This window comes from Larkinella arboricola (assembly GCF_003259745.1).
Taxonomy (GTDB): Bacteria; Bacteroidota; Bacteroidia; order Cytophagales; family Spirosomataceae; genus Larkinella; species Larkinella arboricola.
In genome coordinates, this window is record NZ_QLMC01000015.1 from 1 (window position 1) to 26,585 (window position 26,585).

Annotated in this window: 27 protein-coding genes; 10 read left to right on the forward strand and 17 right to left on the reverse strand. The window is 42.6% G+C overall.

Features of this window, described 5'->3' with window-relative positions:
- On the reverse strand, positions 1 to 177 hold a 177-nt coding region (locus tag LX87_RS27470), incomplete at its 3' end, for a recombinase family protein (RefSeq protein ID WP_146624585.1).
- Positions 178 to 743: 566 nt separating this feature from the next.
- Between LX87_RS27470 and LX87_RS27475 the strand changes: the two genes are divergently transcribed.
- The 4 genes from LX87_RS27475 (at position 744) to LX87_RS28680 (ending at position 3,935) form a co-directional block, all read left to right on the forward strand.
- Complete coding sequence (locus tag LX87_RS27475) at positions 744 to 2,012, forward strand: hypothetical protein (protein ID WP_111631521.1); 1,269 nt, start codon at positions 744 to 746, stop codon at positions 2,010 to 2,012.
- 9 nt (positions 2,013 to 2,021) lie between these two features.
- Positions 2,022 to 2,648, forward strand: coding sequence for a hypothetical protein (locus LX87_RS27480; RefSeq protein ID WP_111631522.1), 627 nt, complete (start codon positions 2,022 to 2,024; stop codon positions 2,646 to 2,648).
- A gap of 224 nt (positions 2,649 to 2,872) precedes the next feature.
- Positions 2,873 to 3,664, forward strand: a complete 792-nt coding sequence (locus LX87_RS27485) for a hypothetical protein (protein ID WP_111631523.1) — start codon at positions 2,873 to 2,875, stop codon at positions 3,662 to 3,664.
- Positions 3,665 to 3,713: 49 nt separating this feature from the next.
- On the forward strand, positions 3,714 to 3,935 hold the full coding sequence (locus LX87_RS28680) for a hypothetical protein (protein WP_146624586.1): 222 nt from the start codon (positions 3,714 to 3,716) through the stop codon (positions 3,933 to 3,935).
- Between the two features lie 5 nt (positions 3,936 to 3,940).
- Here LX87_RS28680 and LX87_RS27490 read toward each other — a convergent pair whose 3' ends face one another.
- From LX87_RS27490 to LX87_RS27530, 8 genes are all read right to left on the reverse strand, one after another.
- A complete protein-coding gene (locus LX87_RS27490; protein WP_111631524.1) occupies positions 3,941 to 4,765 on the reverse strand; it encodes an IS982 family transposase in 825 nt (274 codons plus the stop codon).
- Positions 4,766 to 4,938: 173 nt separating this feature from the next.
- On the reverse strand, positions 4,939 to 6,723 hold the full coding sequence (locus LX87_RS27495; RefSeq protein ID WP_111631525.1) for a type IV secretory system conjugative DNA transfer family protein: 1,785 nt from the start codon (positions 6,721 to 6,723) through the stop codon (positions 4,939 to 4,941).
- A gap of 13 nt (positions 6,724 to 6,736) precedes the next feature.
- Positions 6,737 to 7,690 carry a DUF5712 family protein gene (locus LX87_RS27500; protein WP_111631526.1) on the reverse strand — a complete coding sequence of 318 codons (954 nt, stop codon included), beginning with the start codon at positions 7,688 to 7,690 and terminating at the stop codon, positions 6,737 to 6,739.
- Positions 7,674 to 8,153 carry a BfmA/BtgA family mobilization protein gene (locus LX87_RS27505; protein ID WP_111631527.1) on the reverse strand — a complete coding sequence of 160 codons (480 nt, stop codon included), beginning with the start codon at positions 8,151 to 8,153 and terminating at the stop codon, positions 7,674 to 7,676. Before LX87_RS27505 ends, LX87_RS27500 begins: the two co-directional genes overlap by 17 nt.
- Positions 8,154 to 8,476: 323 nt before the next feature.
- A complete protein-coding gene (locus LX87_RS27510; RefSeq protein WP_111631528.1) occupies positions 8,477 to 9,001 on the reverse strand; it encodes a helix-turn-helix domain-containing protein in 525 nt (174 codons plus the stop codon).
- Positions 9,002 to 9,003: 2 nt separating this feature from the next.
- Positions 9,004 to 9,264, reverse strand: coding sequence for a DUF4160 domain-containing protein (locus LX87_RS27515; RefSeq protein ID WP_170139489.1), 261 nt, complete (start codon positions 9,262 to 9,264; stop codon positions 9,004 to 9,006).
- A 582-nt stretch (positions 9,265 to 9,846) separates the two neighbouring features.
- Positions 9,847 to 10,776, reverse strand: a complete 930-nt coding sequence (locus LX87_RS27520; protein ID WP_111631530.1) for a replication protein RepA — start codon at positions 10,774 to 10,776, stop codon at positions 9,847 to 9,849.
- Positions 10,777 to 11,160: 384 nt separating this feature from the next.
- On the reverse strand, positions 11,161 to 11,826 hold the full coding sequence (locus LX87_RS27530; RefSeq protein ID WP_111631532.1) for an AAA family ATPase: 666 nt from the start codon (positions 11,824 to 11,826) through the stop codon (positions 11,161 to 11,163).
- 602 nt (positions 11,827 to 12,428) lie between these two features.
- On the opposite strand from LX87_RS27530, the gene LX87_RS27535 reads away from it, so the two are divergent.
- A complete protein-coding gene (locus LX87_RS27535; RefSeq protein ID WP_170139490.1) occupies positions 12,429 to 14,183 on the forward strand; it encodes an HsdM family class I SAM-dependent methyltransferase in 1,755 nt (584 codons plus the stop codon).
- Here LX87_RS27535 and LX87_RS27540 read toward each other — a convergent pair.
- The 3 genes from LX87_RS27540 to LX87_RS29195 are packed head-to-tail and all read right to left on the reverse strand — an operon-like array spanning position 14,154 to position 15,710.
- On the reverse strand, positions 14,154 to 15,050 hold the full coding sequence (locus LX87_RS27540; RefSeq protein WP_229310852.1) for an IS3 family transposase: 897 nt from the start codon (positions 15,048 to 15,050) through the stop codon (positions 14,154 to 14,156). The genes LX87_RS27535 and LX87_RS27540 overlap by 30 nt on opposite strands.
- Positions 15,051 to 15,055: 5 nt before the next feature.
- On the reverse strand, positions 15,056 to 15,367 hold the full coding sequence (locus LX87_RS27545; RefSeq protein ID WP_111631535.1) for a transposase: 312 nt from the start codon (positions 15,365 to 15,367) through the stop codon (positions 15,056 to 15,058).
- Positions 15,279 to 15,710, reverse strand: coding sequence for a transposase (locus tag LX87_RS29195; RefSeq protein WP_229310853.1), 432 nt, complete (start codon positions 15,708 to 15,710; stop codon positions 15,279 to 15,281). Before LX87_RS29195 ends, LX87_RS27545 begins: the two co-directional genes overlap by 89 nt.
- Positions 15,711 to 15,786: 76 nt before the next feature.
- Here LX87_RS29195 and LX87_RS27555 point away from each other — a divergent pair, with 76 nt between their 5' ends.
- The 4 genes from LX87_RS27555 to LX87_RS27570 all read left to right on the forward strand — a co-directional run bounded on the left by LX87_RS27555 (position 15,787) and on the right by LX87_RS27570 (position 20,476).
- Positions 15,787 to 16,710, forward strand: coding sequence for a restriction endonuclease subunit S (locus LX87_RS27555; protein WP_146624588.1), 924 nt, complete (start codon positions 15,787 to 15,789; stop codon positions 16,708 to 16,710).
- Positions 16,707 to 17,171, forward strand: a complete 465-nt coding sequence (locus tag LX87_RS27560) for a DUF6932 family protein (RefSeq protein WP_111631537.1) — start codon at positions 16,707 to 16,709, stop codon at positions 17,169 to 17,171. Before LX87_RS27555 ends, LX87_RS27560 begins: the two co-directional genes overlap by 4 nt.
- A complete protein-coding gene (locus LX87_RS27565) occupies positions 17,171 to 19,729 on the forward strand; it encodes a DEAD/DEAH box helicase family protein (protein ID WP_111631538.1) in 2,559 nt (852 codons plus the stop codon). Before LX87_RS27560 ends, LX87_RS27565 begins: the two co-directional genes overlap by 1 nt.
- 174 nt (positions 19,730 to 19,903) lie before the next feature.
- Complete coding sequence (locus tag LX87_RS27570) at positions 19,904 to 20,476, forward strand: hypothetical protein (protein ID WP_111631539.1); 573 nt, start codon at positions 19,904 to 19,906, stop codon at positions 20,474 to 20,476.
- Positions 20,477 to 20,559: 83 nt separating this feature from the next.
- On the opposite strand, the gene istB is transcribed toward LX87_RS27570, so the two are convergent.
- Positions 20,560 to 21,309: an IS21-like element helper ATPase IstB gene (istB, locus tag LX87_RS27575; RefSeq protein ID WP_111631540.1), complete on the reverse strand. Its 750-nt coding sequence runs from the start codon at positions 21,307 to 21,309 to the stop codon at positions 20,560 to 20,562.
- A gap of 42 nt (positions 21,310 to 21,351) precedes the next feature.
- Positions 21,352 to 22,878, reverse strand: coding sequence for an IS21 family transposase (gene istA / locus LX87_RS27580; protein ID WP_229310854.1), 1,527 nt, complete (start codon positions 22,876 to 22,878; stop codon positions 21,352 to 21,354).
- A 65-nt stretch (positions 22,879 to 22,943) separates the two neighbouring features.
- On the opposite strand from istA, the gene LX87_RS27585 reads away from it, so the two are divergent.
- The gene (locus LX87_RS27585) at positions 22,944 to 23,738 is read left to right on the forward strand and encodes a putative phage abortive infection protein (RefSeq protein WP_111631542.1); all 795 of its coding nucleotides are present in this window, start codon (positions 22,944 to 22,946) and stop codon (positions 23,736 to 23,738) included.
- Between the two features lie 461 nt (positions 23,739 to 24,199).
- On the opposite strand, the gene LX87_RS27590 is transcribed toward LX87_RS27585, so the two are convergent.
- The 3 genes from LX87_RS27590 to LX87_RS27600 form a co-directional block, all read right to left on the reverse strand.
- Entirely contained in the window at positions 24,200 to 25,183 is a 984-nt protein-coding gene (locus LX87_RS27590) for a hypothetical protein (protein WP_146624589.1), read from the reverse strand.
- A 9-nt stretch (positions 25,184 to 25,192) separates the two neighbouring features.
- Positions 25,193 to 25,540, reverse strand: coding sequence for a hypothetical protein (locus tag LX87_RS27595; RefSeq protein ID WP_111631544.1), 348 nt, complete (start codon positions 25,538 to 25,540; stop codon positions 25,193 to 25,195).
- 554 nt (positions 25,541 to 26,094) lie between these two features.
- Positions 26,095 to 26,585, reverse strand: a 491-nt coding sequence (locus LX87_RS27600; protein WP_111631545.1) for a recombinase family protein, incomplete at its 5' end; no start/stop codon positions are given.

Here is a 26,585-nt window from a genome sequence, read left to right on the forward strand (position 1 = left end):
GACTACAACCGTATCACCTTCCCGTAAGGCTTCCAGTAGTTTCTGAAGCTGCGCCCTGTCTTTGGCGGATGATGCTTTCTCCTGGAAGATGCGTTCACAACCGGCTTTCATCAGGTCGTCAAGCTGGAGATTCAAATTCTGGTCTTGTGTCGATACTCGGGCGTAGCCAATCAGCATGTATGTGTCTCAATAAGTCAGGCAAAGGTAACAAAATGAGACATTGATTTGTGAGACAACGATTTGAGACACTTTTCTACGTAAATTAAAGGGAATTCGGTAAGAGGTCAGGCGTCTCGTAAAACGGGCGTTTATTGAAACAGTATTTTGCCTGACGCCCGCACTTTGGCTAAAGTACAACAGCATAGATGGCAGAAATAAGATTCCCAAACCCATTCACTTTACTAATCAATTTATTGATTGGAACCCCTAATTACCTTCTTTAGAAACACAAATCCATATTTAGGCAAAGACCAATTCAACCAGCACACTTAAAAGGTATCTATTTTTTTAAGGGCATGAGTAACTAAATTCGGAATTCATACAACTGCTCAACAGTGAATCCAGTGGAAACTGTATAACTACGTCAATTCACCTGACAGAATTCTATAAAATAACCTAAAGCGCGAAAAATACGGGAATTTCCCCATTTGATATTAATTAGGTAGGTGCTATTCTTAATGACTTTTTCGGGTTTTTCTTATTTTTAAATTTATATTATTTCATATATAATTAAAAAATATAATATGGCAACTTCAATTAGAAATAGACAAGCTATACCAATATTTATATTACTTATAAACTTATTTCTAGCATCTGTAAAGGTTAATGGACAACCCGGACAATATACATGGTGTACTAAATCTAGTGTTATTGGGATGGAATCCGAAGCAGCTACCGCTGCTTCAACTATAGGTCGTGAATACACATCTAAATTAAAAGAGGTAAAAATATATATAACTATAAAAAAACAACCTAATACAGATGATGAGTTTATATATCTCCATTCAAACCTAAAACCAGAAGGTTTTCCTTATCCACTTAAAGCCGTATATCCTTTTGATACATACAGAGATTTCGGCAATAGCAACTTAAAAGAACTAGTTCGAGGTTTAATCAATCCTGGACAAACAGGTTACAACGAACTAGATGTTAATATTGCATACCAAAACCATATTAAATTTTTTATAGAAAATAGCGTCTTTAAAGATAAATATTTTGCCTCTATTATTTTAGGCGAACCAAAAAACGCTAAAGTAAGGTATCTCGGTGATTGGAGGCAACTAAAGCAATTTAGATCAGAATCAAGTATTATTAATAACTACGCTTCAATAAAGCCTAACTTATTCTTGAAGTTAAATAATGACAAGGTAGTTGATTTAATGAGTAAGTATAAAAACACAAAGTTTTCTAAAGAGGATATCAGGATAATATCATTAGTTACAAACTCGGCTACCGAAAAAAAAATTGATGAGTTGATACCTAAATCACTTATATTAAACGTAGATTTTACTAATCTTACAATCGATAATTTCAGACAAAAATTAATTAACAACAAAGATAGAACAATATTTTTACTTGGTCATATTGAAAATGGTTATTTTGTTACTTATGACGAAACGGGAAGAAAGATATTTGATATATCCATAAGTGAAATTGCCAAAATTACTCAAGAACAGAATATCTCAATTTTTTTGATAGGCTGTAAATCGGCTGAATTTACTAACGGTCGTATAACTAGTATTGTAAACAAATTTAATACAGTACAAGCAGTTGAGAAGGTAAGTAAGGCTATCAATGCTAATGATTACATGGATTTTTTTCAAAAGATGTCGTCTGAAGATTTACAAATAGTAGTAGAAGAAAATTTTACCAACGGGTCTCAAAAAAGAAGAAGAGCAAGATTATTCTTCTATGAAACAGCTAGTACAAATTTAGCAGCTGCAATACTTGCGGGTAGTTTAATCGTATATCAAGCTACTGACGATGACAACGACAATTCAAAAACTCATTAAAATTATGACATGGGATTAACAGACAATCAGCTAACTCAAGGCCCTCCAATTGATGAAATTGTTAGCCTTCTTAAGAAGCATTCTCCAGAGTCTTTAACGCAACTTCGTAACAATTTCCCAAATCAGATTCAGTATTTAGATGAAGGTATAATCGCTGGACCTGATGAAAATAAGCATATAAAAATGCGTGTTGCTACTTGCTTTTCTGGATTAACTACTGCGCTTAAGCTATGTAACGATATTCAGCCAAAAGCTGTACGCAAACTTAAAACTGCTAATACCTTAAGGTTTATAGCTAGTATAGTAACAACTGTATCTGGCGCTGCAATATTTACTGTACTAGCTGCGGAAGCGCCAAAGACTACAAAATATATTGTTGCTATTTTGGCTCTAATTGGAACCTTATTTTCTTTAGTATCACAATTTGTAGAAGGTGTTCTTCAGCCCTCTTCCGGCAACGCCTACGACTTATATAAAGATTTAATAGAGTACAAATTAGAAGCTAATGATTTACATAATGAGTTAAAAATTTGGGAGAGCCTTAATTTCGAAGAATTCAAAGACGAAGTATTAATAGGTAGAGCAAATGCGGTTTGCAAAAATATTTTAATTCTCGAAAGTAAGTTTGGTATATAGGCATACACTGTAAAACGGGGCAAGATAAAACAACTCTATAAAATACTAATATTGAGTATATAAACGAAAACGGTCGTTTACTTTTTTGCTGTGTAATTAGGCTATATCCATCCTGTTTAAGCCGATCAATTAGAATAAGCCTAGCCATATCAAATATTGGGTTCCTTACACCCTGTTATTTATATTTAAGCTTAACTCATAATTATTTTAAATAGATAGAATATATGAAGCCATTTCTAATACTCTTGATACTGATTATTACAAATATATTGGTGGTAAAAACCTCAAACGGCCAAGAACTTGATTTAGGCACTAAATATAAGTTTAAATCTGCTACAAGATTAAAGCCATGCAATAGTGTAGGAGATATTGTTGAAGGTACTACAGAAAATGATATTGAAAAAGGATGGCAATTTTTTATAGAAAAGAAAATTGCAACGGGATACGTTATTTCATTTGCGACATTTCCCTCTTCTTTTCATGGTAGCGTAGCTCTAAATTTAAAATACACAAAGACAGCAGATGAAAGACCTATCTATTACTTTATGCCATTGAGTGAAAAAACAAACGTCGATATTTTCAGAAATCGCTTCTTTTCATATGGTGCAATAAGTGCACCATTTAAAGCAAGATTTCCTGGCGGGGAGGGAAATGAGAAAAGGTATTTTGATTTAACTTCAAATATTTCTTTAGGAATAAGTGCCGGAGGGGGTTTAGCAATATCCAACGATGTAAGTAACCATATACTACTCAGTGCTTCTATAACTGCTATTCCTATAAACAGTGGAAATACAAAGAATTTTACAGGCTCTAATACTTCCGTCACAGCACTTTCGCCAGCTATTTCATATATTCACCAACGAAAAACTATCCAAATTGGCCTATTTTTGGGAATAGATATATTAACCGGGGAAATAGGAACAAACTGGCTATATAAAAAATCTCCTTGGCTTGGTATAGGAATTGGGCTTAACCTTTTCTCTCCAAACGTAAGTTCCGTTGAACAATCTGATTAGTATAAACGCTTATACCTAATAACCTTCTATTTAATTCATAGCAAAACTTATGAAAAAACTCCTCTTAGTGCTAGCTTATATTTTTCTCACTTTTTCGTCATGTGAAAAAGCAGAATGTGTAACCTGCATAGTCCAATCGAGGGCTGATAAAAAAATTGTTGAAAGTCGGACAGAATGTGATAGATCAAGCTCTTTTCGATCTGGTTTTGTTGATGGCATAAAAAAAAGATATGAAGATCAAAATGCCGATGTAGATATTATATGTAATTAATTAATTCAAGTTGTGAGTTGATCAAAGGTAAATGCCATAATGAACAAACTGAGTTTAAGCAAAAATCCTTGAACTGTAACGGCGTGGATCTTCGCTGGAAAACTGTGTGCTTTGATTTGCGAAAATACGGTTTCAATGCGTCGCCGGTAATGCTTTTTAAGGAAAGCAACCGCAGGCTCATCCTGGCGTTTCGAATTTGAGCGTCGAGCCGTTAAGAGCTGAATTTGATCACATTCGGCCATCAGCTCCTCAATGTCATAATTGAGGTAGCCACTGTCAGCATATAGGACACTGCCTTTTGGCAATTCAATGGGCATGACTTGTAGGATCGTCGCATCAACGAAAGCACCGGCATAAATGTAAAAATCAACGGGTATGCCATCGGCGGTCGTAATGACTTGGACTCGAAAGCCATAGAAATACCTTCGTTTACTGGCGGAATAACCGCGATAAGCTTCATCTTGAAGCAATCGACAGCGGGCGATCCGGATGTTGTCACACATGGCAACGGGGAACGAGTCGAGCAGATAGCGGCAGGTGGTATTGAGTTCTTTTAGGGTTTGTCCTAATGCTCGAAAGATCGCCCATAACTGGGTTTGTAAACGCCTTAACCGCCGATTAAACTGCGATTTATCAATCCAGTAAACACCTTGGTGCTGATGCATATAAAGCAGAGCGGTGGTTTGATTACCGTAAAAGTAAAGCGTCGATAATAAAGCGGCTGTCATCACTTCGGCATCTGAGATTCGGTTTCGGCAGTCTTCCTGATGGCCAGTGGCTTTCAGAAAGTCATCCAGAAAACAATAAATTGCAATCGTCTTTTGGTGCATAGGGCTGGTAAGATTGAAGTGTCGAGAACTCCAAAATTATCACCCTATCATCAAAGGGCAGAAATGCACAACTTGAGTTAATTATGTGTCGTGTTTCTTTATTATGGTTATAGATCATCAACGGTCGTTCTGATTTGTAACTCATTTATCGAAAGAAGCGTTTCGCACGTTCGTTACAGAAGGTCCTCCAGGGTCAATCCGTCCGAGCGAGTTTCAGGGTCGGTTGACCACTGGTTAGGCTCGCCTTCCGGCCATACTTGTAGAATCTTGCGGGCCTGGGTTTGAATCGCCGTGTAGTTAGCTTCAATCTCTGGCTGAGTCACTTGGGCAAAGGGCCGAATCGGCTGAACTTGAGATTCACCTGCTACAAACCCCGTCCGAAATTCGTTCACGTTCCCTTCGGCAATCAATCCGGCAAATTCTCCTGGCTTAAATCGCATGACCGTAGCTGCTTCCAGCCGGTCCCGCTGCTGAACGTTCTCGCTTTGGCCGTAGGTGGTTCCCTGGCCATTGCTAATCGAGCGGCCCGCAAACGCCTGATCGTACTTACCGAATAGCTTGCTAACTCGCTCGGCGGTTTTGGGGTTGGTCGTGCGCCCAAAAAACTGATTGGACAAGTTGCTGATAATCATTTCCGCCACCGAGGCTCCTAATGTGCCTTCCATTTGGGCAATGTCCTGCACGGCGTACACGGTCGTTACGCCGTTATCGCGGGCCGTAGCGGGAATTTGCTGGAAGTTGGGAATAAATAAGGTGGGTGCTTCATCCAACACCACCACGCTCGGCACCCGCCCCCGCTGGTTCATGCGTTTTAAGGCCACAGAAACGATTAATGACAGCAAAGGAGAAAAGGTACCACTTAGGGTCGGATCGTTGCCCAGAACCAATATTCCAGCTTTCCCCGGCTCATTTAGATCCAGCGGCACCTGATCTCCTGATAAGACCCAATAGATTTCCGGGCTGTTTAAGACCGACAGGTAGTTTTGAATGGTCGCAAATACCCCCGCCAGCTGGTTCTCGCTGGCCGCTCCGCTGCTGACCGACGCAATGATGCCTCGTGTCTGCTCATCCTGGCTGAGCGTCCGGATTAAATCGTGCGGACTTCCTGCTAACAGCAAACTCACCGCGTGCGGCAGGGTGCAGTGCTCCGCGTGGCGCTGGCGCAGATACCAGATCGCGCCAGTCAACAAGACTTCCGCCGACTGAATCCAGAAGCTGCGGGCCTGACTGGCCTGGTAGTCCAGGTTCGCCAGCACCGTAACGGCGGCCTCGCGGGCAAAACTGGCCGAAGTTAAAAGCTCCGCCCGAATGGGGTTGATCCGGTGACTGCGGCTCAGGTCCGTAAAGTTCACGTAGTAGGGCGTTACATAACTCTGCCCGTAACTGCCTGCCACCTGCTGGGCCAAGGTAGGAAACTTAAAGTCGTAAACGATCCCGGCCATATGCTGGGCTCCGGCCTGCTGGATAATGGGTTCGATGATGCTTTTGCTCTTACCGCTGCCCGCACCCCCGGCCACGAAAATGCCCCGGTAAGGATTAGCCAGATGAATCGGCCCGCTGTGGCTCGCCAGCGTAAAGCTTGGCAGGGCGTCCTCCTGCGGCTCAGGATCGGCTCCGGCGGCGTGCCAATCCTTCAGGTACTGCCACAGCCGGTAGCCTCCGTAGGCGATGCCGCCCCAGAATACGAAGGGAAACAGCCCTACTTGGATCAATCCGTACAAAAGGGCGTAGATGGCCCCGATACGAAACCACAGGTAGTTTAAGAGAATATCCTGACGGTAGAGATCGCCCTGGCGGGGGTATAAGGCCCGGATCAGGGGCCGGACCAGCACGCCTAGCCCGATCCAGTGCAACCCACCGATCAGGGCCGCCGTGGCCGTGCCCAGCAGCATACAAATCCCGATGGGCAGGATCACGTCACTAAAAACACGTAAGGCTAAGACAATCGTCAATAACATACTTAAAAAGGGGTTAGAGTCCGAGTCCTTTTTTCTTTCGCGGCTCGGGTGGCTTCTGAGACAGTTCCAGCAGTCGTCGCAGTTGTTCTTGTTTTTCGGTTTGCGCGGGCGTAACGGGCCGAGCAGTCTCCACAGGCTTCGGAGCCGGGGCCAGTGTAGGAGCTTGTTCCACGGTTGGCTTCAGAGCCGGTTCGACCTTTTGAGCGCGCTCCTGTATTTTTTGCCGTTCCTGCTGCCTTTCCTGTTCCCGGCGAACCTTGTGCCGTAGATCCACTCGCTGCTCCCGCTCCCCGTGGGCCATCGTGTTAGCGTAGGCAAACGTTTCGGTTAAAGCCCGGCTGTAGCCGAACTGCTGATCAAAGACCTGCTCGGCCAGCGTCTTAAAGGCGCTGCGGTCAAAGCCCCCCTGCACCGCTCCCCGCTCGGTGCCCCGGTGGTTGGTGGCGGGGCTTAGTTTCAAGGGGTTCTTCCGGCTGATCGCTCCGCTCTGCTTCTGCGCCTGGTAGCGGGCTAGGTTCTCCGTGCGGCTGACCAACACGTGCACGTGCGTCTGCTCGCCCGCTTTGGCTTGGCCCCTAGCGATTTCCCCTAACTGGACCGGGCGGTCTTGGTGGTTGTAATGCCGGGTGTGTTCGATCTTGGCGTACCACACCAGATCCCGGCTTTCTATCCCCTTTCCAAAATGGCTCGCGTACGCCTCCATCACCGCCCGCGTATAGGCTTGCAGTTGGCTCGGATCGTTGCCCAAGTGCTTAAGCTCCGACTGGCTGGGACTTAGCACCAGTTGGTAAAACTTAGCTTCCTCTCGGCCCAAGTTGCGCTTGTTAGCGTCCAGGTGTTCAATCACTCCGCGCACCGAAAGATCCTGGCGGCTTTGGTCGAACCACTGTCCTTGCTGTTCTTTTTCCAGGTACTCAGCCAGCCCCCGGCAGCTGCCCCCGCCACCCCCACTAACCTTGGCCACCATCAGAAAACTTTTTAGGCATCAGCGATTCACGTACCTTCCGTCGGCGTTCCTGATCGTTCTGCCAAGCTTCTAAAAACTCAGGCTTGACCAGCTCGGGCCGCAGCACGGTACCCAGCTGCCGCAGCACCATCTTGGCAAAGTCATCCTGCAATTCCTTCACGTTTTCTTTCAGCCCGTAAAGCTCGTCGGCTACCTGAGTCATTTCGTCGTGCATGGGTTTGAGCACCTCTTTCTCCTGCTGGCGGATAAAGGAAACAAAGCGCTTATCGAGCGCTTTGATGGCCTCGGTGGGATGCTCGGCCTTGGGGTTTCTGGGGTCGGCTTTGGTGGCTTTGAAGTAGCGTAGCATTGCTTCCAGCAGCCCTTTATTGGTCAGTCCGTAGCTTTCGGCCATGCGTTCAAACTCGGTAAACAGCGCCGGCGAAAGCGCCACCTGTTTATCCCGGATTTTCTCTTTTTCCATAAAAGTATACAGCCATTCAGATGTCAATCAAGAAATTTACTACTGATTACCAGTCACTTTACTAATATATTCAGCTATAATCTTGATGGATGCTAATTTAACTAACAGCAAGACAGAATCAAAATCTTGTTTAACTATTTGATTTAGTATGGTTTACGTTTTCTTAGTGGCCCTGCGGGCGAGCGAAGGAACAGTATAGCGCAGCGTTAAATACTGTTCCCGCTCGCTTCTTTAAAAAGAACGCTCCGCTACACATGAACCCTTCATAATTTAGTAACTTTTGGAGAAACTTGAACTTAAAAAGACCGAGGGGGAATAGTCAGTCATCGGATTTCAACGCGGACTTCCTTGCCCATCCCTAGCTGCACAATTTTGTTAAGCGTTTCAAGCTGAATGTCGGATTTTCCGTTTTCAATTCGGGAGATGTAGTGGCGGGTCGTGCCGCTTTTCAAAGCCAATTCCAATTGCGATAAACCCGCTTCTTCCCGGGCCTTCTTCAAGAGGATGCCTACTGGAATCTTCTCGGTTTTCTTCACTAATTTACTTTGCTCATACAAGACATCCGGATCTAGATCCAGTGGGCCAGAAATCACTCGGTTTCTCAGGGGGACCGAAACCAAGACGTTAGGCCAGTATAAGGTGCGAGTTGGGGAGATGGCTACTTGCTGGAAAGTGGCGTAGTCCATTAAAGGCAATAGTCGGGTGTCGCCCTGGTCTTTCCACTGGGTAAACAAAGGTTCAAAGTCAATGGTCCGTACTTCCGAGGTAGTCCACAGAACGGTAATCGTGAACGGCTCCACCTGAAGGACCTTGGTGATGCGGGGCAAAATAGGTTGGAGGTTGTCCATTTTTATAGCCGTTTGATTCGAGGGTTCAATTGATAAAAGGCTTCTAAAAGCTCTTCCTGGTTCTTGGCAATCTGGATATATGCTAACGCTTTCCGCAATTGAGTGCGCGGTAAGGAGCCTGCATAGACCGTTACTTTTCGAATATCAATCAAGGCTTCCCACTCTGCATATTGCACATGACAATGCGGAGGGAGGTGATCGTTAGAAAATATGCTAATGGTAATTCCATCAAAAATATCAAAAACCGGCATTGAATCGGTCAAAGGAGTAACGAACAAAGGTAGCAAAAGGTGCCTAATTAGATACCTAATCTAGTCGTCAAAAATAATAGCTATTCATAAGATTGGTAAGCGAACAGGAAAAGATTATTTATTTCAAATAGATAAGTATTTTTATATGTACATACAACAACAGGCCGCATTAATTGTTTTTTTTACACGAATTCGTTAGGACAAACTTTCCCAGTATAACCCAGTATAACATACTAATTTTTGTTGGTTTGAACGACTTGCTAAAACAGCCTTTTTTTTACTATTGAAATTAGAAACTACTTATCCACAAAACCGTACAGAAATAAAGGGTTCTTTTTTTAAATAAAGGTTATTAACTATAAAGGTTTATGTGACAAAATCGCAGTCCTAAGTGTGACAAAATCGCAGTGGATAACTAGGTTTTGCTGTGACAAAATCGCAGTGGATAACTTCCAAAAAGCAATGTTCTATGCCTCTGAGTGTGGATAATTCATGTTACTAACTGCGAGTTTGTCACATTTTCACACTTAAACCATTAATTATCAATGCATTAAAGTGATTTTTTTGTACAAAATCTCAAAAACTGCGAGTTTGTCACAATTTATCATTTAATCCGTTGGTTATTAACCTTTTAGGTATTGGAGTTTGACTAAAATGTAACATTAAACCGCGCGCACCTTTCTCCTCTACCCTTGCATCGGTGTATAAGCTCTTTACTAGACGGTGGACCTTCTTGAAGTTAGCGCGGAAATCCGTCATCCGATTATAATCTCCGCCGAACTGGGCTTTAATCGTTTGCCAGCCAAGAAATTGCGGCTTATTAGGCTGGATGCGGTGCAGACGGTGCGCCAGGAATGTGTACCAGTCAATGGCCGTGGCGTTGTTAGAAAGGGCCGTCAGGTGGCTCTTTGCTAACGGCACAGCGTGCTCCATCAAATTGTGGAAATAAGCCTCCGATAGCTCGATCTGACTAGGCCATAACAGAAGCTGGTCGGGATTGCGCTCCGGGAATAGCGTAAAACCGCTCACCAGAGGCAAGTTGATGTTGTGCTGGCCTTCAGTGCCGTCATAAGTCATTCGCACGACACAGGACGCTAAACGGCTAATTTGGTCGCGAACGGTGGAGACCTGGCTTCCACTCTCCGAAAAGCCCATATAATTATTAAAATCAGTCACGCTGTTGGCCGGCATGTCAATGATGCGGTTCTGGCTCTTAAGCGCGATGGTGTTAAGCGTGGCCAGGATGATCCGAGCTTTGACGCCATACGGCAATCCAAGATATTGCATCTCATGAGTGACCGGATTACGGATCGGCATTGGCATGACATACAAGCTAAACTTTCCACTCTCGGCCTGCCAGATTTCATTCGGTTTAAGATCCGGCTCCCGGCGCGGTAGATAGCAATGCGCCATCACAGATGACTGAAATAGGATATCCCTGTCGTCTGGCTCCTCCTGAAAGGCTTCATAAACCAGTTTACCGCGCCGTTTGGCAATAGGTGAAAGTTCTTCCTTTTTGGCCATAAGTATAGGGTGTAAATGCTTGATGTTGGAAGCTAGTCTGCTTGTCTTTAGCTCAACTGATAAAGAGTCGGTATTCTAAACCAGTGGTTGATGGTTCGAATCCAACAGAGCTAGCCTCCTTCCTACTCTTTATACTTTCGCTTCTCCCGCTCCAGTTTCTCAAGAACAGCCTCGGCAATCCAGTCTCGCAGGCTTATGCCGACCTTTGGGCTTCCCATCTTCCGCGGCCGCTTCGACCGCATTGCATCAATCTGCCTGATGACACCAGCCGTTAGACGTGTATTAACATGCTTTATAGCATCATCTGGTTCGTTATCGGCCTCTAATTGGGCAATTGCTCCCCCTTTGTTGATCATTGCCTCTATATCGGCCTCTGTCGGCTTTTTAGACGGCTTTGGTGGTGGTGTAACTGGCATGGGTAATGGCGTTAAATAGTTTTTCAATTTCGGCAACGGCTTTCTCGTCGGGCTGCTCCATCTCGAATACGGCAAGACCGACACCCGCCGAATTGGCAAAAGCCTTGCGATTGGTTAGCGGGTGCGGCAAAAAAGCCAGGCTCTCATAGCCCTGCAACACCTCGGATACTTGCCGGTTATCTTGGCTCTTGACATCAGCGCGGTTGATGAAGCTATAAGCCATCATAGGGACCGTGCGCATAGATTGTACCTCCTCTACTAGCTCGGACACTTTCGTAATCGTCCAAAGATCATAGGAGCGTGGATTGAACGGCGTGATGAACACATCGCAGACGAACATAGCTGCACGCTGACTTGTGGTATCCCTCCCACCCGTATCGACGACGATGTGGTCGTATTTTGGCCGCAGCGCTTCGATCTGCTTGCGCACCAATAAGCCGTTGATCTGAACCAGAGTATAGCCCGTAGTTCCGCGCGTCTGCTCTCGGTATGCTGAGAAATCTGACGCACTGGCTTGATCATCAGCATCGACCAGTAGCACCTCATGGCCCTTAGCGACCAGCCACGCGGCTAAATTGGTGGCAACGGTAGTCTTGCCAACGCCGCCCTTTTGTGAACCTACAACAATAACCATTTCTGGATGTTTTTATGTACTGCAATAAGCAAATGTTTTGGATCAAAAACAAGAGTATAAACAAGCACTCTTATTATACTTAACCAAAATCCTGTATAGGATGTAAAATAGGTACCAAAAATAGGACTTGTTATTGTATATAAACCTTTGGTTGAACTAGCTTTAGCCTGTAAATATTTACATGGCATAAAAACTTATTGTAATATTATTTAATGTAATTAAGTTGGATAATCAACAGAGGTTGTCGAGCCTATATAGCATTGTCAACTCCTTCACATTCTGCACCGGTTGGAAGAGGGAAGAAAAAATATAGCTTTATTCTTCTACAGAATACGATGCAAGAACCTTTTAATCTGGGTGCAAACCAGGATAGGCTCTTACAGCTTTATTTCCTTATTTACAATCAAGCCAACGTTTATAGTTATGCAAGGTATGTAAAGGCTTAAATGAAGCTCTGTATAAGATACAGAATTGCTCTCTGAGAATCAGACAAATAATAACTAAACTGTGTAAAAGGTATAGGAAATTATTCACCTTAAACCTATCACACTTTGGACTGAGAGTCTTAGATGTGTAGATTTGGTTCTATTTGTTTTTATAATATGGGCCGCTCAACTGTACATTACGCTGATAATAAAACTAACAACGCTTTAAAACGTCTTCATAATAAATTGCGTCCTGCTGGGACACCTGTCCAGCGGGTCGAGTATATTATTGAGTTATTGCTATTACGAATTTTTGAAACCAAAATTAAGCAAGACGACGATTTTAAACCTTTACGTAAACTCTTTTCATCCAGCTATAAATGGGTAAATCCAAAGACTGGGCAAGAGGAATCAAATGAGAACCGACTTTTCTCGTACTTAATAACAGTAACAAACGAACAGCTTCTTGCCGAACTCAATACCAACTTCTTTCCTTTCTACGGTACCATTCTGCAAAGCGCCCGTAAAGTATTTGAAGGAAATCTGCCGCAAAAGGTACAAGATCAATTAGTGCTAATCGAAGAAGTGTTCAGTAACTCGAACTTCACCAACAACGTCAACAGTGGCAACTTAGGTGAAGTCATTGGCATTGTAGCTGATGACATTGAAGAAAGTCGATTGCTGAAAACCGACCTGTTAGGTGACGCTATCGAGTCAGCCTTAAGCGAAACGGGTGGAACGAAAGATATTGGCTTATTCCGTACTCCCGATCATATCCGGCAATTTATGACTGCGCTGGTTGAGCCTGGTATAGATGATTTTGTGTTTGACCCAGCTTGTGGAACGGGTGGTTTTTTATTCGATGCTTTTGAGTTTGTTATGCGCAGGATGGACCCCGACCAGAGCTGGCCTGGTGAAAAAGCTCATTCAGAGCTGCGTAATTGGTTTGATGAATACTTCCAGACTAATAAGCTTGATTTTCCAAGTATTCAGCAGACGACGCAATTTTATCGGTCGGGCGTAGCAGGTATCGAATACCTTGGTATGATCCGGAAGATGGCTGCTATCAACTTTTACATCCGTGGATTGAATCCAGCTAACATCGAGCAGGGTGATAGTTTAGCTATGTTCGACCCGGCAATAAATGCAAGTAGCAAAACGGTAGTACTAGCGAATCCTCCCTTTGGCGCACAGCGTGACCAAGATGCTTATCCAAACGTTTGGGGCGAACACGCTAAAGAATCTGAGACAACAATCCTGTTTGTAAAGTTAATGCTCGAACTGCTTAAGAAAGGTGGTCGGTGCGCGGTGGTTGTATCAGAAGGATTTCATACTTGGGATCAGTTTAGTGCTAAGGCGTTGCGTAAAATGCTGCTTGATGAAAACCAGCTTAGGGCCGTTATTTCGCTGCCACAGGGCTTGTTTGTCAGTAAAAGTGGACAGGGGCCTAAGACTTCTATATTACTGTTCGAAAAAGGTGGCTTAACAGATTGGGTGTGGTTTTACAAAGTCACCAACGACGGCTATACGATGGGCACCAATCGGAAGGAGCATCCTGGTAGTCAGTTGGTCGAGTGTCTAACGCTTTACCATCAGTACGTCAAACACAGCAAACGCCCGCCCGAAACCAAGCATCAATTTTGCATTCCGGCCGAGTGGATTAAAACGCTTGACCCTCGCACTAAAGAAAAGATTCGTATTGAAACCCGTGCTGATCTTGCGGCAAAAGGCGCCATCGACCGCGCTAAAAAAGAGGCAGATTATAGTCGGAAGATCAAGGCGTGTAAAATGTCGGAGTTAGAGAAAGAACTTGAGCTGAAGCAGTTTGACCACATTCTAGAGAACCGTATTCAGAACGAAATCGCGAAACGTATAGATAAAGCACATTGTCTTAGCCCCCTATCAGTTGGACAGTTCAGCTATAATGGATGAGTCACATACAGCTATTTTCTGATAGCTGGCTTCCCACTTTTGCTGTGGCGTTACAAAACCAATGGACCGGTGAAGTCGCTTGGTGTTGTAATAAGTAATGAACCGCTTCAATGTCTCTTTGGCTTCGTAGTAACTGGCAAACTCATTTCGTTCGATAACCTCTCTTTCCAGAATACTGTGAAACGCTTCGATATAAGCGTTTTCTTCGGGTGTGGCCACATGCGTAAACTCTTGGCGAACCTCAGAGCTTTTCAGAAAGTTACGCACCTTGTGAGCGATAAACTGACTACCGTTATCATTCCGCAGTATCACCCCCTTCAATTCATGGGTTTGACTGATATGTCGGAGCAAATTAACCAAATCCATCTGGCGAATGCTCTTCTGAAAGAGCCAGTCAACGACTTTGCGGCTATAGACGTCTAAAACACATAAGAGGTAGTAATTACACTGCTCTCCCTGTACCCACACATATTTAATGTCCCAGCAGAGGTACTCAAGTGGTTTGGTGGCATCAATCCTTCTAAACTTAACAAACTCGCGTTTGCCACCTGATCGAATCACTTTTCCCAGCAGCAAACCATTGTCTCGCATCAGCCGGTACACCTTTTTCTTATTGATGATGTACTCTTTCTTGAGTTCATGGGCGGTATACTCGTAGCCGAAGGCATTAAATTCTGTATCAAGTAGTTGTCGAATACGAGTTACTACTTCCTCATTGGTTACCCAAGTACCGTCCAGTTTCATCGTCATCTGGCTGATTTTTGCTCCTGGCAAACCCGTTCGGGATTTGTAGTAGGATACGCTACGAGGCAAATCCAGCCATTGGCACAGATCGGTCCGACTCGCCTGCTGTTGATACTGAGTCATAAGCATTACCTTTTCCGGGGTCCGATAGGTGTTTTTTTTAACAGTTCGCTTTTAACTTCAATCTCCAAAGCTTGCTTAGCAATGATGCGTTTCAAACGCTCATTCTCTTCTTCTAAAGCGCGCAGGTGCGGGTCAACTCGGGGATACGAGTCTTTCAGGCCTTCTTTGCCGTTATGGAGGTACTTCTGCTTCCATTTTCTCAGTAGTGAAGAAGAAAGATTATACTTCCTACATACATCGGAAGCCCCATCCCGTAGGGCTTCCTGAACCAATGAGTAACGGTCTTCTGGGGTGAATGTTCGTCTGGCTTTGCTCATGATTTCCTGAATATAAAGGACTAAATTGTTTTTCCAATTTTGTCCAACCATTCAGGGGGCTAAGACACAACTCTGCCATTACTTCCAGCTCCAGGGCTTGTTTCGCTACAATCCGTTTGAGCCGTTCGTTTTCCTGTTCCATCTCCCGGGCTTGATGGTCAACGGTTTTGTAGCGGTTGGACAAGCCCGCCAGACCACTGTTCTCGTATTTATGCTGCCATTTTCGTAGAAGAGAGGGCGATAAATTGTACTTACGGCAGGTTTCCATTTTTCCAGCTCGGGCGGCTTCTTTCAGAATCGATTCCCGGTGTTCGGGAGTAAAAACTCGCTTTTCTTTCTTCATTTCCTTAAAGTTAGTGACAAATCCTTTTTAAATTTTGTCTCCAACTATTTGAGGGGCTAAGACACATAACTATTCTTTGAACTTAAGCAGCTACCGCAGCGGATTGACTACCGGTGAGTTACCAGTTTATAGTAAGGAAGTAAATTCTGAAGTTGATGTTGAAGCTATATGGAAAAAGTTGCAAAATGAGAAGACGATCGGTCCAACCATTTTTAATGCGCTTCACTCTCTAAATCTGGTCAATGCCATGGAAGCTGATATAGTCCGTGAGTTTTTGAGCCGGCAGGATGACACAGTTATTCAACTGTATGAAGAGCTAAAGAAATTAAAAGCTTTGCTTGACACTGGACACACCTACCCAACTGCATCCATTAAAGAGCTTTGTAGCTATGAAAAAGGTAAGTTAGGGACTCAGGCAACAGAAGAGGGTCATTTTCCGTTCGTCGTGACTGCTGCTGAACGCAAAACGGCACCTGACTATCAATTCGATACAAAAGCCGTTTGTATACCGCTAATCTCTTCAACTGGACACGGCTCGGCCACATTGAAACGCATCCATTATCAAGAGGGTAAGTTTGCGTTGGCAAATCTATTATTTGCCGCTATTCCCAATGATCCTGAAACTGAGCTTTACCCTAAATATCTATATTACATTTTAGATGCCCGAAGGGAAGAATTGTTTTGCCCATTGATGAAAGGAACGGCTAACGTAGCTATGCGAATGGAGGACGCTGTGAACGTTCGTTTTCCGTTGCCGCCTTATAAGAAGCAGCTTGAAATAGTTAAGAAAATACAAGAGCAGAAGATGATAATTGGTATTTGTGAAAGCGCTAAAGAATGGTTTGAAATTCAAGTTTTAGAAAAAGAAATAAGAGTACTATTTAATGGGAAATATGATCCTCTAATTGTTAAGCAGCAAGCAGAGCTCGAAATAAACACGATATTAAGCGAGGTTTGGGGCATTACGTCAGAAATCGTCCCAACGCCCACCGAAGCATGAAAGAGCTAGAGTACCCGCCGTTACACCCTGAAGGTATCAAAGACATTGATGAAGAACAGCTATACCCAGTTTTTGTTCAACCTTTTGGACGGGGCCAAGCGCATGACTATCGCCAGAATCTACTTATTCAATTCGGGCAGTTTATTAATCAGTTTAAACGGCTTGGCCTAAAAGCAGAGCTTTGGATTGATGGATCTTTCTGCACCCGTGCACCTGATCCCAGTGATGTGGATTTGGTGTTCTTTTTTGATCTGATTGCTATAGACCAATTGGAGGGAGACAAAAGAGACCTATTCGAGCGTTTATTTACTAACCGTAAGTTCATGAAAGCACAATATCGAGTTGAGGTATTTTATGAAGCCAACTCTGATTTACTTGCTTACCAGAAATGGCAACGGGATTTTGGTACCTGTTATGATGATGTTACGCCTAAAGGCATTTTTAGAATATACTTTAACTGATGAATCCACAACGCACCGCATCGCTGATTAAGGCTCATGAGGAGTCACTGAAACGCTATCGGGAAGAGCTAGCCAAGAACCCTAGTAGCCTGGCGTATCGGGGCATTGTTAAGAATACAGAAGAATATATTGAAGAATTGAAAGAGCAGCTTGAACAGCAAAAACCTCAAGCAAAAGCCAAACTTATCAACGAAGCTACTTCTACGGATATCCGTATAATTAATATGCTCCAGGCTATAGGTTGGCGAGCAGGAGATACACTTTTGTATCAGCAGGAGTACAAATTGACAACGGAACAACAGAAGCAATTTCCTCATATAAAGTCTATCAAGCCCGACATCGTATTGCAAGACTTGAACGGTGATGTTTTGGCTGTCATTGAGAACAAACTAAGCGATGAGCGGAAGGCACTTCAAAAGCTTAGAATGGTGTATTCAGCCATCTTAAAGCCACGCTTCCTGTATGCATGCAGCGTCGAGCGAATATTGTTTTATGATAATGCTTGGCGAGGATTGGAAGCGGGTGAGTTTCGGCAAGTAACATCGTTTATGCGGCTAGAAGATATGAAACTGAAAGTTGAACAGCAGCGCAAGATCATCTCTAATCGCGAAATTACTATTGATACTACCATCGCTGGTGGTTACGACCCGACTGTTGGTAAGGACCGATATTATCAGCTTCAGTGCATTCATACACTGGTCGATAATTACAAGGCAGGCAAACAGAAAATGCTTGTTCACATGGCAACTGGACTTGGCAAGACTCGCACTGCTGTGGCCTTAGTAAAAACTCTATTGAGCTACGGACTGGTCAAGCGTGTTTTGTTTGTAGTTGATCGGCGAATGCTGGCGAAACAAGCCGTTGACAAAGGGTTCTCGTTAATTAGCAAAGATTTTCCGTCTACCTGGATTACTACGTCAAACTTCAAGACACATAAGCATGTCAGCATCCATGTAGTAGTAATTGATACACTGGAAATGATTTACAGCGACATCCCCTCTACATTCTATGACCTAATTCTGGTAGATGAGTGTCATCGGAGTATCAATGTTAGTCGCTCATTAATCTTCGACCATTTCTTGTGTCCGCGCATTGGTATGACTGCCACTCCCCGTATTGCGATTGCTAAAGAAGGGTCAGAAGTACCAGAAGAAGATTTATCCATTATAGATACCTACCGGCTGTTCGGCTGCGAAACAGGCGAACCTGACTTTAAATTTGATATGGATCGCGGTATTCAGGAAGGATTTCTTGCACCTTACAAACCTATTGAACTGCTGTCATCTCTAATCAAAGAAGCAGAAGAGAGTGGTATTGAGTTTGACCATGTTCTTGATCCACAGGATAGATACGAAATCGTGTTAGGTGGTGAAAAGAAACTTAAGCTTGAACAACTCAACCGCAAGTTCATCTCGGAGGAAAACTGTTTGAGAATCGCTGAAGAAATAAAGAAAAATACGCAGTGGGGAGAGAAGGTTCTACTATTTGGTGTTAGTCAAGCTCATTGTATAGAGTTAGCCAAAGCCGTAAACAAGGTATTTGAAAATGACTATTCCGAGAAGCCATATTATGCCGAAACAATTATTTCGGAGAACAACGAACTAAACGAAACGCTAAAAGCTTGGTTTGAAAAGCCTTATCAGAAACCCTATGTAGCCGTTTCAGTAGATATTATGAGCACAGGGGTGGATATTCCGTGCGTCCGATTTGTTTCATTTGCTGCTCTCACCAAATCCGTTGGCCGTTATATTCAAATGCTGGGTCGTGGTACACGTTTAGACCCCAAAACCGGTAAGTTTAGCTTTACTGTATTAGACTTTGTAGGTTTATGCCGCCGGATGGAAGATAATGGACGCGGCACATTAAGAGAGAACACGAAGGTTGTCAAACCAGCAAATGCAAAGAAATCCAGTAGTAGCACTAACACACCGATAGGTGAATACTTTCTAATAGAAAACCCTGATCCAGCTCATTTGATTCAGCGAGTCGAAATTCATGGGGATTCAATCAATATAATTGATAACATACCCATTGATCAGGCGAAGCGAATATTTGAACAGGCTGTAAACGAGTCACCTAATTCGACTATTAGCAACCTGCGTGAAAAAGCACAACGGAATGACTACCAGCCGACCGATTTAGAGATCGAGGAATTGATTAATTGGTTGAGTAAGCCTCAGATTTTCCTAGATGAGGGTCATTTACAAAAGATGTATGATTATCCAGAAGGATCAGCATGGGACTTCCTGCTTCATGCACTAGGAAAGAAAAAAATACCTACACCCAAGGAGCGAATCGAGAAAAATTATTTAACATACATACACACTTACGACTTTACAGATGATCAAATCAAAGTGTTAGAAAAAATGAAAGATTTGTTTGTATCTAATATAGCCTCAAAACGAACAATAGAAGTCAAGGATATTTTTGGAAACCCAATCTATGAGCGACTAATAGGTTCTTTTGATAATGTCAACGAAAAGTTCGAAGGCCATTTTAACAAAATTCTTTCTGATCTTAAGCAGACTTTTGGGTTTAGTGCAAAACATGCTGCTTAACAATCTCTTTCGAATAGACTATAGTTTACTGTGTTATTCTGAGTATTTAGTTAAATATTATTCACTTCAACTATACAGCAAACTTTAGAACTTGCAATAAAAATATTATAATAATCTATAAAGGAAAGATGATAAACTTATCTATTTTATAGACTAAACACCGTAATTTTAAAAATGGCCCTAACAGACAAACAAACAAAAATTACTATATATATTATAATCATTACTACAATCTTAGGAATAATATTAATGCTATTCCTATCAGTTAAAGCATATTGTAATGGCTATTCTTTTTGGAACCCTATAATAGACTTTGAAAAAACTGGACAATTCGGAGATTATATTGGGGGTGTCGCTGGTACATTATTTAGTTTAGTAGGCACTTTACTTATCTTTCTTACATTTTCGGAACAAGGCAAACAAAACAAAAGACAAAGCTTTGAATCCTCTTATTTCGAAATGATTAGATTACATAGAGATAATGTCAGGGAATTGAATTATACAAAATTTGAAGCCACAAAAATGAATACCTCTGAGAATAGGAAGGTCTTTAAAGTATTACTTGAGGAATTCGAAGAATGCTTAAACGAGACAAAAAATATTACTGAAAAATATAGATGTGAAGATTTATACAAAACTGAAGAAATTGAAAAAATCAAATCAATCTTTCCCAAAATAGATCTTAAAGAAGTAGCAAATATTGATATATCATACTCTATATTTTACTATGGTTTAGGAAGAAGTTGACTATACCGATGATACTGAGCCGTGTGCGCCGATGCAAACTGGGCCACTGTGGATAAGTGGTATTGAAGAGTATACAAAGGTAACTATTGCCCTATTTTTTCCTCCTTTTTGGTGCGTTTTCGCATAGATTCCCCTTTCAATTCAATCCGGTGGGCGTGATGTACCAGCCGATCCAGCATCGCATCGGCCAGCGTCGGGTCGGCGATGTAATCATACCAGCCGTTCACCGGTAGCTGGGAAGTAATGATGGTGCTGGCCCGCCCATGCCGATCTTCAATTAACTGCATTAAAGCGAGCCGTTCATGCAAGGACAATGCCTGCATCCCCCAGTCGTCCAGGATGAGCAGATGTTGCCGCTCTAAGCGAGCCAACTCTTTAACATACGAGCCATCAGCTTGAGCCAAATGCAGTTTTTGGAAGAGTTTGGGCAATGAGAAGTAAGCCACCCGTAGCCCCATGTGGCAGGCCTGATAGCCCAGGGCCGTGGCAAGAAAGCTCTTGCCGCAACCCGTAGCACCAGTGATCAGGATGTTTTCGGCCCGACTGATGAAGGAACTGTCAGCTAGACGTAGTAGCAGATTCTTGTCTAAGTTGCGGCCAGGTAAGTATTCAATCTCTTCCAGAGCGGCCTGATAACGGAAGCGGGCCTGCCGCACTGCTGTCACCGTTTTGCGATGTTGCCGGTAAGCTTGCTCCGCCTGGGTGAGTTGCGCCACCACCTGGTCGGTAGTGGGATGTTGATCCAGCGGCAGACGGATCAACTGCTCAAAGTTTTGGGCCATACCCCACAAGGCGAGTTTGCGCATGGCCTCTAAAGTGGCTTGGTTGTTCATTTGGCTCGTGTGTTTTTATTCCCCTTTCGTATTTATTTTTTTTCATTGATAGGCCGATGCACCCCGGATATTCTCATGCTGACAGGGCGGAATGGCAACTATGGGTACCGGCTCCAACTCCAGCCGGTCTAGCTCTCGCTCCAGGATACTTTTAACCAATCGGTATGAGGTGGCTTGATAATGCAACGCCCGTTGGCAGGCCCGCTCCAGCCGATCGGGACCGTAGCCTTTGGCCAATGACAAGACCCCGGCACAGGAACGATACGCCTGCTCGGGATAGGTTCGTAGTCGCAATAACTCCTTAATGATACCGATTGTATGAGGGCCGACTTTGGCCGCCTGCTCTTCAAAAAATAAGGGTGACCATTGCGAGAGCCATTGATGATGCGGGTGCAGGTGTTCGCGCAAGGTGGTGTATTGACCGCTGGTACGTTGGCGTGAATGGACCGCCACCCGTTCGAAGTGATGGTAGATTTCCACGCTGTCCTGGGTGTAGATGAACTTAACGGCTTGCCCTACTAAGCGGTAGGGCACCGAGTAATGGTGTTTATCGGGTTGAAGTTGGGCATGGCCGTTGGGGTGCACCTTGGCCATACAATACCGTTTAAGTTCATAGGCTTGCGTGGGCAAGGGTTGTAGCCAAGCCCGTTCGAGTTGCTCAAAGCGGTCCCGCCGGGAATACGATTTGCCTTGTAAACAGGTTCGGTTATGCGCATCGAGTAGTTGCCAGATGGCCTTGTTCAGTTCAACCAGCGTGGCAAAGGTTCGATTCCGTAAGGGTGCATAAATTCGCTGGTAGAGAATCCGTACTGCGCTTTCGACCAGAGCTTTATCGCGGGGTTTACCGCTACGAGCGGGATAAATGACCGTCTGATGATGGGAAGCAAAATCCTGCAGGGTTTGATTGATCGTGGGTTCATAACGGTCAGCTCGGGTGACAGCCGCTTTGAAATTATCGGGTACAATCGCCTTGGGAACACCACCGATATACACTAATGCAGCTTGCAAAGCGGCAATGAAGTCTTCCTGTTGTTGGCTGGTGACGGCTTGCGCATACGTCAGTTGAGAACTGGGTAGAATAGCCACAAAAAACTCGACGGCCTTTAGTTGCCCCGTCTGCTCGTTGGTCAAATAAAGCTTATCACCGGCGAAGTCAATGAAGAGTTGCTCGCCTGCTTTATGCTCCAGGTGCATCACTACTTTTTGTTGCGCCTGCCATTGGCGGAACAAATGGTTAAACTGGGAATAACGCGGCCCATCAGGGTGTTGCAGACGATATTCCATCCAGAGTTGCTGGCGGGTCACACCGGGTTTAGCCAATTCGTGTTCGAAGGTTGGAAACAACTCGGTCAGCGTGGGATGCTTAACTTGAAGGACGCCTGATGCCGTTACTAGTCGGTCCAGTTGGGCATCATCCCAGGCCAGCAAGGGTTCCAGCGTCGGGAATAGGGCTTCAAGCTGGGTCAGGTAGTGCTGAACCGTAGTACGCGAGATGGCCAGAATGCGGGCTAGATTCCGTTTGGAAGTGCCCTTAAGTCGCAGTTCGATCAGTCGTCGGAGTTGGAACATTTTGATTCGACAGTTAGCCATCGTTTCCGGTGAGCAGGATTGATAGGTCTGCCCAAGGGGAAACAATGAATATTGTCTCTTCAATGTTCACTTATCCACAGGTGGCCCAGTTTACATCGGCGCGGGTGGACCAGCATCAATCGGCGCAAATGGCCCAGTTTGGAGTGGCATATTCAAGAAGTTCAAGAAGTATACTACGCACTAGATTTTTGAAAGTCTATAATGCACATATTACTAACGAAGTTATCTCTGAGCTAAAATTAAAACCCAAAAGAGAATCTTTTCTGTATGAGTTATGGAATATAAGCTACAATAAATCTTTAGATTTATCAAAGTCGCTTACTAGCCTAAGGAAGTACAAAGAAAGAAATATTAATATTACGGATTCAGATTTAATACTGCTTAATAAAACGATTGATGAGCTTACATTTAATGGTTTTTTCTCAAGTGACGAAGAGAGAATTAAGTCATATACTGATTTGATTAAGAAAGATGTTAAATATAACAAATATTATGGGGGGCACCAACATAGACTAGGGCATTATTATAGGCACTTGTTTCAAAGTTTTAAATACATTAAACAGGTCGATATACTTAATTCTGAAGAGAGATATTTTTATGCAAAAACATTAAGAGCTCAGCTTTCAACCTTTGAGCAAAGCTTATTGTTCGTTAACAGTATCTCTTCTTTAGGAAGAAAATGGGAACTAGAGCCTGACAGTACAGAAAAAGACAAAGATGGAAAGCAATTAAAACTTATTTCTGACTTCCATCTTATAAAGAATTTATCTGGAGAAGATATAAATGGAATAAGATATGACTTAATATATCCTGATGTAAAATATGAATCTAAAGATTAAAATCAAGGAGGTATCAGTTTATTGACGAGTAGACGATCTCCCTTGAAGTCATGCTGCTCAGGGTCCTTCTTAGGTTCCGTAACTAACTCCGTGAGCTGATCTACTGATAAGCGAGTGGGGGCTCCGGTGCGTTTACCTTCCTGTAAAGAGTTAGTAATATGTACGCTTGTAAGCGTTATGCATCCTTTATGGCGTTTTACAAACGGTCATTTAGAGCATGCCGTAGAATAGAAGTGTTAAACTTAAGGCTAAAATCACATAAAATTTAAGCTTTATACTTCAGTACTTGGCTTTTATCATTGCGAACAGGTTTAACTTATACAAAGGGAAAACTCACTCTGTACATAAGACTATGCCTTTGAGACTGTTCAATAAACTGTGTCAGCTTTTATAGCTTTAATCAAAACCTGACACAGTTTATTGAACAGTCTCTTGCCATTGTATTTCTGATATTAAAAAGCCTATAAAAAAGTAAAACCAATTGAAGCAAAAAATATACCCTTATCCTCTTGTCTTGTTTCTGTGCTAACTCCGCTTCCAAATATTGGAAATTGATATCCTATTGAAGTCATGACTTTTGATGGATCTTTTTCTCCCAAAAAACAAATCCCTAAACCTATCCTGTTTTGCTTAGCTTTATAATTAAAATCTTTTCGAAGATAACTAAATAGAGCTGGGGTTACATTGGTTGCGCTTCCTCCAAATATTTTTAACTTTAATTGAGGATCAAATATTAAATCAATATTTAAGGGAACTTTATTAATATATTCTAAAGGTCCTTTCTTTGCTTCTTTTATATTAGAAATTATAGTACGAGCACTGTCATTAGGATAAAGCTGAAAAGTTTGTATCTGAATATCATCTAAATCTCCAATATTAATATCTCTTTGATAGCCAACTTCCGCTCCAAGCCATATATTAAATTTACTAAAAGATGAGACAACGTAATTTAATACTAATTTCGCCCCACCCGTTCCTTTTATTGATTTGTTTATCGGCTCCTGCTTTGTTAATAATAAAGTTGAATCATATATAGTCGTATTATTTAATTTAAAATTACCTTTTACATACAGATCAAGTACATCGAATCCATTGAAAAGACCTTTTCGATTTCTGATACCATATGCCGCATTTAGTTCGAAACCAGGTTGAAGTCTGTTCTTTTCAATAAACGTGGCAATTCCATCGTCGTTAGGCTTAAGTTTAACTTCTAAAGTTATAAGCCTTTTCTTAGGATCTGTTAATGTATCATCTGCATAGTAATACCCGTATGTTAGCATCTTTTCAGATAAGTTTAGCCTTATTTGCGAAGTCGGTATTCTACGAAATGCTAATACACCGGTTCCATCTGCTGCTTCAAAGAACGTCTGTGAATAAGCAGAAAGGGGGCTAAACATTACTATAAATAATACTGTTTTTATAACATTATTTATTCCTGATGACATAATAGTATATTAGTTATCTAATAACTCATTTAAATTTTTTGTTAAAGATATTCGTAAATTTCCTCTACGAATAACCTCAAAAGACTCTTTATAATTAAGATTTAAAGCGTCTTCTCCCGTACTTAACTCTCCAGAAACCTCAAGATCATAGTTAGTTCCATTAGGGGCTTCTATTTCGATAAATATATCTAAAATACGATCCTCGGATAATGGGAATTTTTTCACATTTACTTTTGCTTCATCTTGAGAGTCGTTTACCAAAATTTTTTTTAGTACATCTATTGTTTCAATTTTAAAACCAAGTATGTTCCATAATGCTCCCTTTAAGGTAACAGTTAACTCTGTAAGAATTTCCATACGAATGAATTTTGTTTATTTTGTTAACTAAAACTATTTTTATTTTATATGCTAACAGCAACAATTATTAAATACTAGTTTCTTAGCTAGCAGAATCGTGCTGCCATTTTCCCTATCTATTGTACAAGATCTAACTAAGGGGCTTTTCTAGAAATACTTTGGTCTAATGAGTTGCCCTTTCCCTGATAAGATTATTTCGAATATTAAAGGTTGTAGTAAAGACACTGTAATTTACTCATGAATTTATTAGTTGAAAAGGGGAAAAATCCCATTTCATTTATTTAAGAGAAGTAAGTAAATGTGCTGAGATAGCTTAAGTTATAGTATTGTAAGGACATGAGGCGAGTGAATAGACCCATACTGACTGAAACCGCTAAAGCTGAACTGGAAGTGTGTCAGATAAGCGTTAGTAGCTGGCTGACAGCCTAGCGACTCCAAGGATTAGAGGCCTGACGCGCCAGAAATGACAAAGGCAAAAAGCACTCATGAATAAATTAATCTGAACAGCTTAGATATTTATCAATCAATATTACCTCTTATATATTACATATTAATTATGTAACCTTCACAAGCGTAATATGCAAATATCTATAAACAGTTGCTCGGCTAATACCAAGTATCTTACCTATCTCAGCAACTGTATTTTCATTTTTGTCAAACAAAATTCTGGCAGCTTCTGCTTTAGACTGAGCTTCCTTACTAAGTCCTTTGGGTTTACCACCCGTGCGACCACGTGCGCGAGCTGCTGACAGACCCGCTTTGGTCCGCTCTCGAATTAGATCTCGCTCAAACTCGGCCAATGAAGCAAAAAGATTAAACACCAATCTGCCCTGTGCAGTGGTTGTGTCGATGGCATCATTCAGGCTCCGAAAGCCTATCTTTCTTTGCTGAAAATCATTGATTAAATTTATCAGTTCTTTGAGAGATCGACCTAACCGGTCAAGCTTCCAGACTACAACCGTATCACCTTCCCGTAAGGCTTCCAGTAGTTTCTGAAGCTGCGCCCTGTCTTTGGCGGATGATGCTTTCTCCTGGAAGATGCGTT

Excerpts from the sequence above, each read along its gene's own strand:
- LX87_RS27475 (WP_111631521.1), top strand. The coding sequence starts at position 744 with ATGGCAACTTCAATTAGAAATAGACAAGCTATACCAATATTTATATTA.
- LX87_RS27480 (WP_111631522.1), top strand. The coding sequence starts at position 2,022 with ATGGGATTAACAGACAATCAGCTAACTCAAGGCCCTCCAATTGATGAA.
- LX87_RS27485 (WP_111631523.1), top strand. The coding sequence starts at position 2,873 with ATGAAGCCATTTCTAATACTCTTGATACTGATTATTACAAATATATTG.
- LX87_RS28680 (WP_146624586.1), top strand. The coding sequence starts at position 3,714 with ATGAAAAAACTCCTCTTAGTGCTAGCTTATATTTTTCTCACTTTTTCG.
- LX87_RS27490 (WP_111631524.1), bottom strand. The coding sequence starts at position 4,765 with ATGCACCAAAAGACGATTGCAATTTATTGTTTTCTGGATGACTTTCTG.
- LX87_RS27495 (WP_111631525.1), bottom strand. The coding sequence starts at position 6,723 with ATGTTATTGACGATTGTCTTAGCCTTACGTGTTTTTAGTGACGTGATC.
- LX87_RS27500 (WP_111631526.1), bottom strand. The coding sequence starts at position 7,690 with ATGGTGGCCAAGGTTAGTGGGGGTGGCGGGGGCAGCTGCCGGGGGCTG.
- LX87_RS27505 (WP_111631527.1), bottom strand. The coding sequence starts at position 8,153 with ATGGAAAAAGAGAAAATCCGGGATAAACAGGTGGCGCTTTCGCCGGCG.
- LX87_RS27510 (WP_111631528.1), bottom strand. The coding sequence starts at position 9,001 with ATGGACAACCTCCAACCTATTTTGCCCCGCATCACCAAGGTCCTTCAG.
- LX87_RS27520 (WP_111631530.1), bottom strand. The coding sequence starts at position 10,776 with ATGGCCAAAAAGGAAGAACTTTCACCTATTGCCAAACGGCGCGGTAAA.
- LX87_RS27530 (WP_111631532.1), bottom strand. The coding sequence starts at position 11,826 with ATGGTTATTGTTGTAGGTTCACAAAAGGGCGGCGTTGGCAAGACTACC.
- LX87_RS27535 (WP_170139490.1), top strand. The coding sequence starts at position 12,429 with ATGGGCCGCTCAACTGTACATTACGCTGATAATAAAACTAACAACGCT.
- LX87_RS27540 (WP_229310852.1), bottom strand. The coding sequence starts at position 15,050 with ATGACTCAGTATCAACAGCAGGCGAGTCGGACCGATCTGTGCCAATGG.
- LX87_RS27545 (WP_111631535.1), bottom strand. The coding sequence starts at position 15,367 with ATGAGCAAAGCCAGACGAACATTCACCCCAGAAGACCGTTACTCATTG.
- LX87_RS29195 (WP_229310853.1), bottom strand. The coding sequence starts at position 15,710 with ATGAAGAAAGAAAAGCGAGTTTTTACTCCCGAACACCGGGAATCGATT.
- LX87_RS27560 (WP_111631537.1), top strand. The coding sequence starts at position 16,707 with ATGAAAGAGCTAGAGTACCCGCCGTTACACCCTGAAGGTATCAAAGAC.
- LX87_RS27565 (WP_111631538.1), top strand. The coding sequence starts at position 17,171 with ATGAATCCACAACGCACCGCATCGCTGATTAAGGCTCATGAGGAGTCA.
- LX87_RS27570 (WP_111631539.1), top strand. The coding sequence starts at position 19,904 with ATGGCCCTAACAGACAAACAAACAAAAATTACTATATATATTATAATC.
- istB (WP_111631540.1), bottom strand. The coding sequence starts at position 21,309 with ATGAACAACCAAGCCACTTTAGAGGCCATGCGCAAACTCGCCTTGTGG.
- istA (WP_229310854.1), bottom strand. The coding sequence starts at position 22,878 with ATGTTCCAACTCCGACGACTGATCGAACTGCGACTTAAGGGCACTTCC.
- LX87_RS27585 (WP_111631542.1), top strand. The coding sequence starts at position 22,944 with ATGAATATTGTCTCTTCAATGTTCACTTATCCACAGGTGGCCCAGTTT.
- LX87_RS27590 (WP_146624589.1), bottom strand. The coding sequence starts at position 25,183 with ATGTCATCAGGAATAAATAATGTTATAAAAACAGTATTATTTATAGTA.
- LX87_RS27595 (WP_111631544.1), bottom strand. The coding sequence starts at position 25,540 with ATGGAAATTCTTACAGAGTTAACTGTTACCTTAAAGGGAGCATTATGG.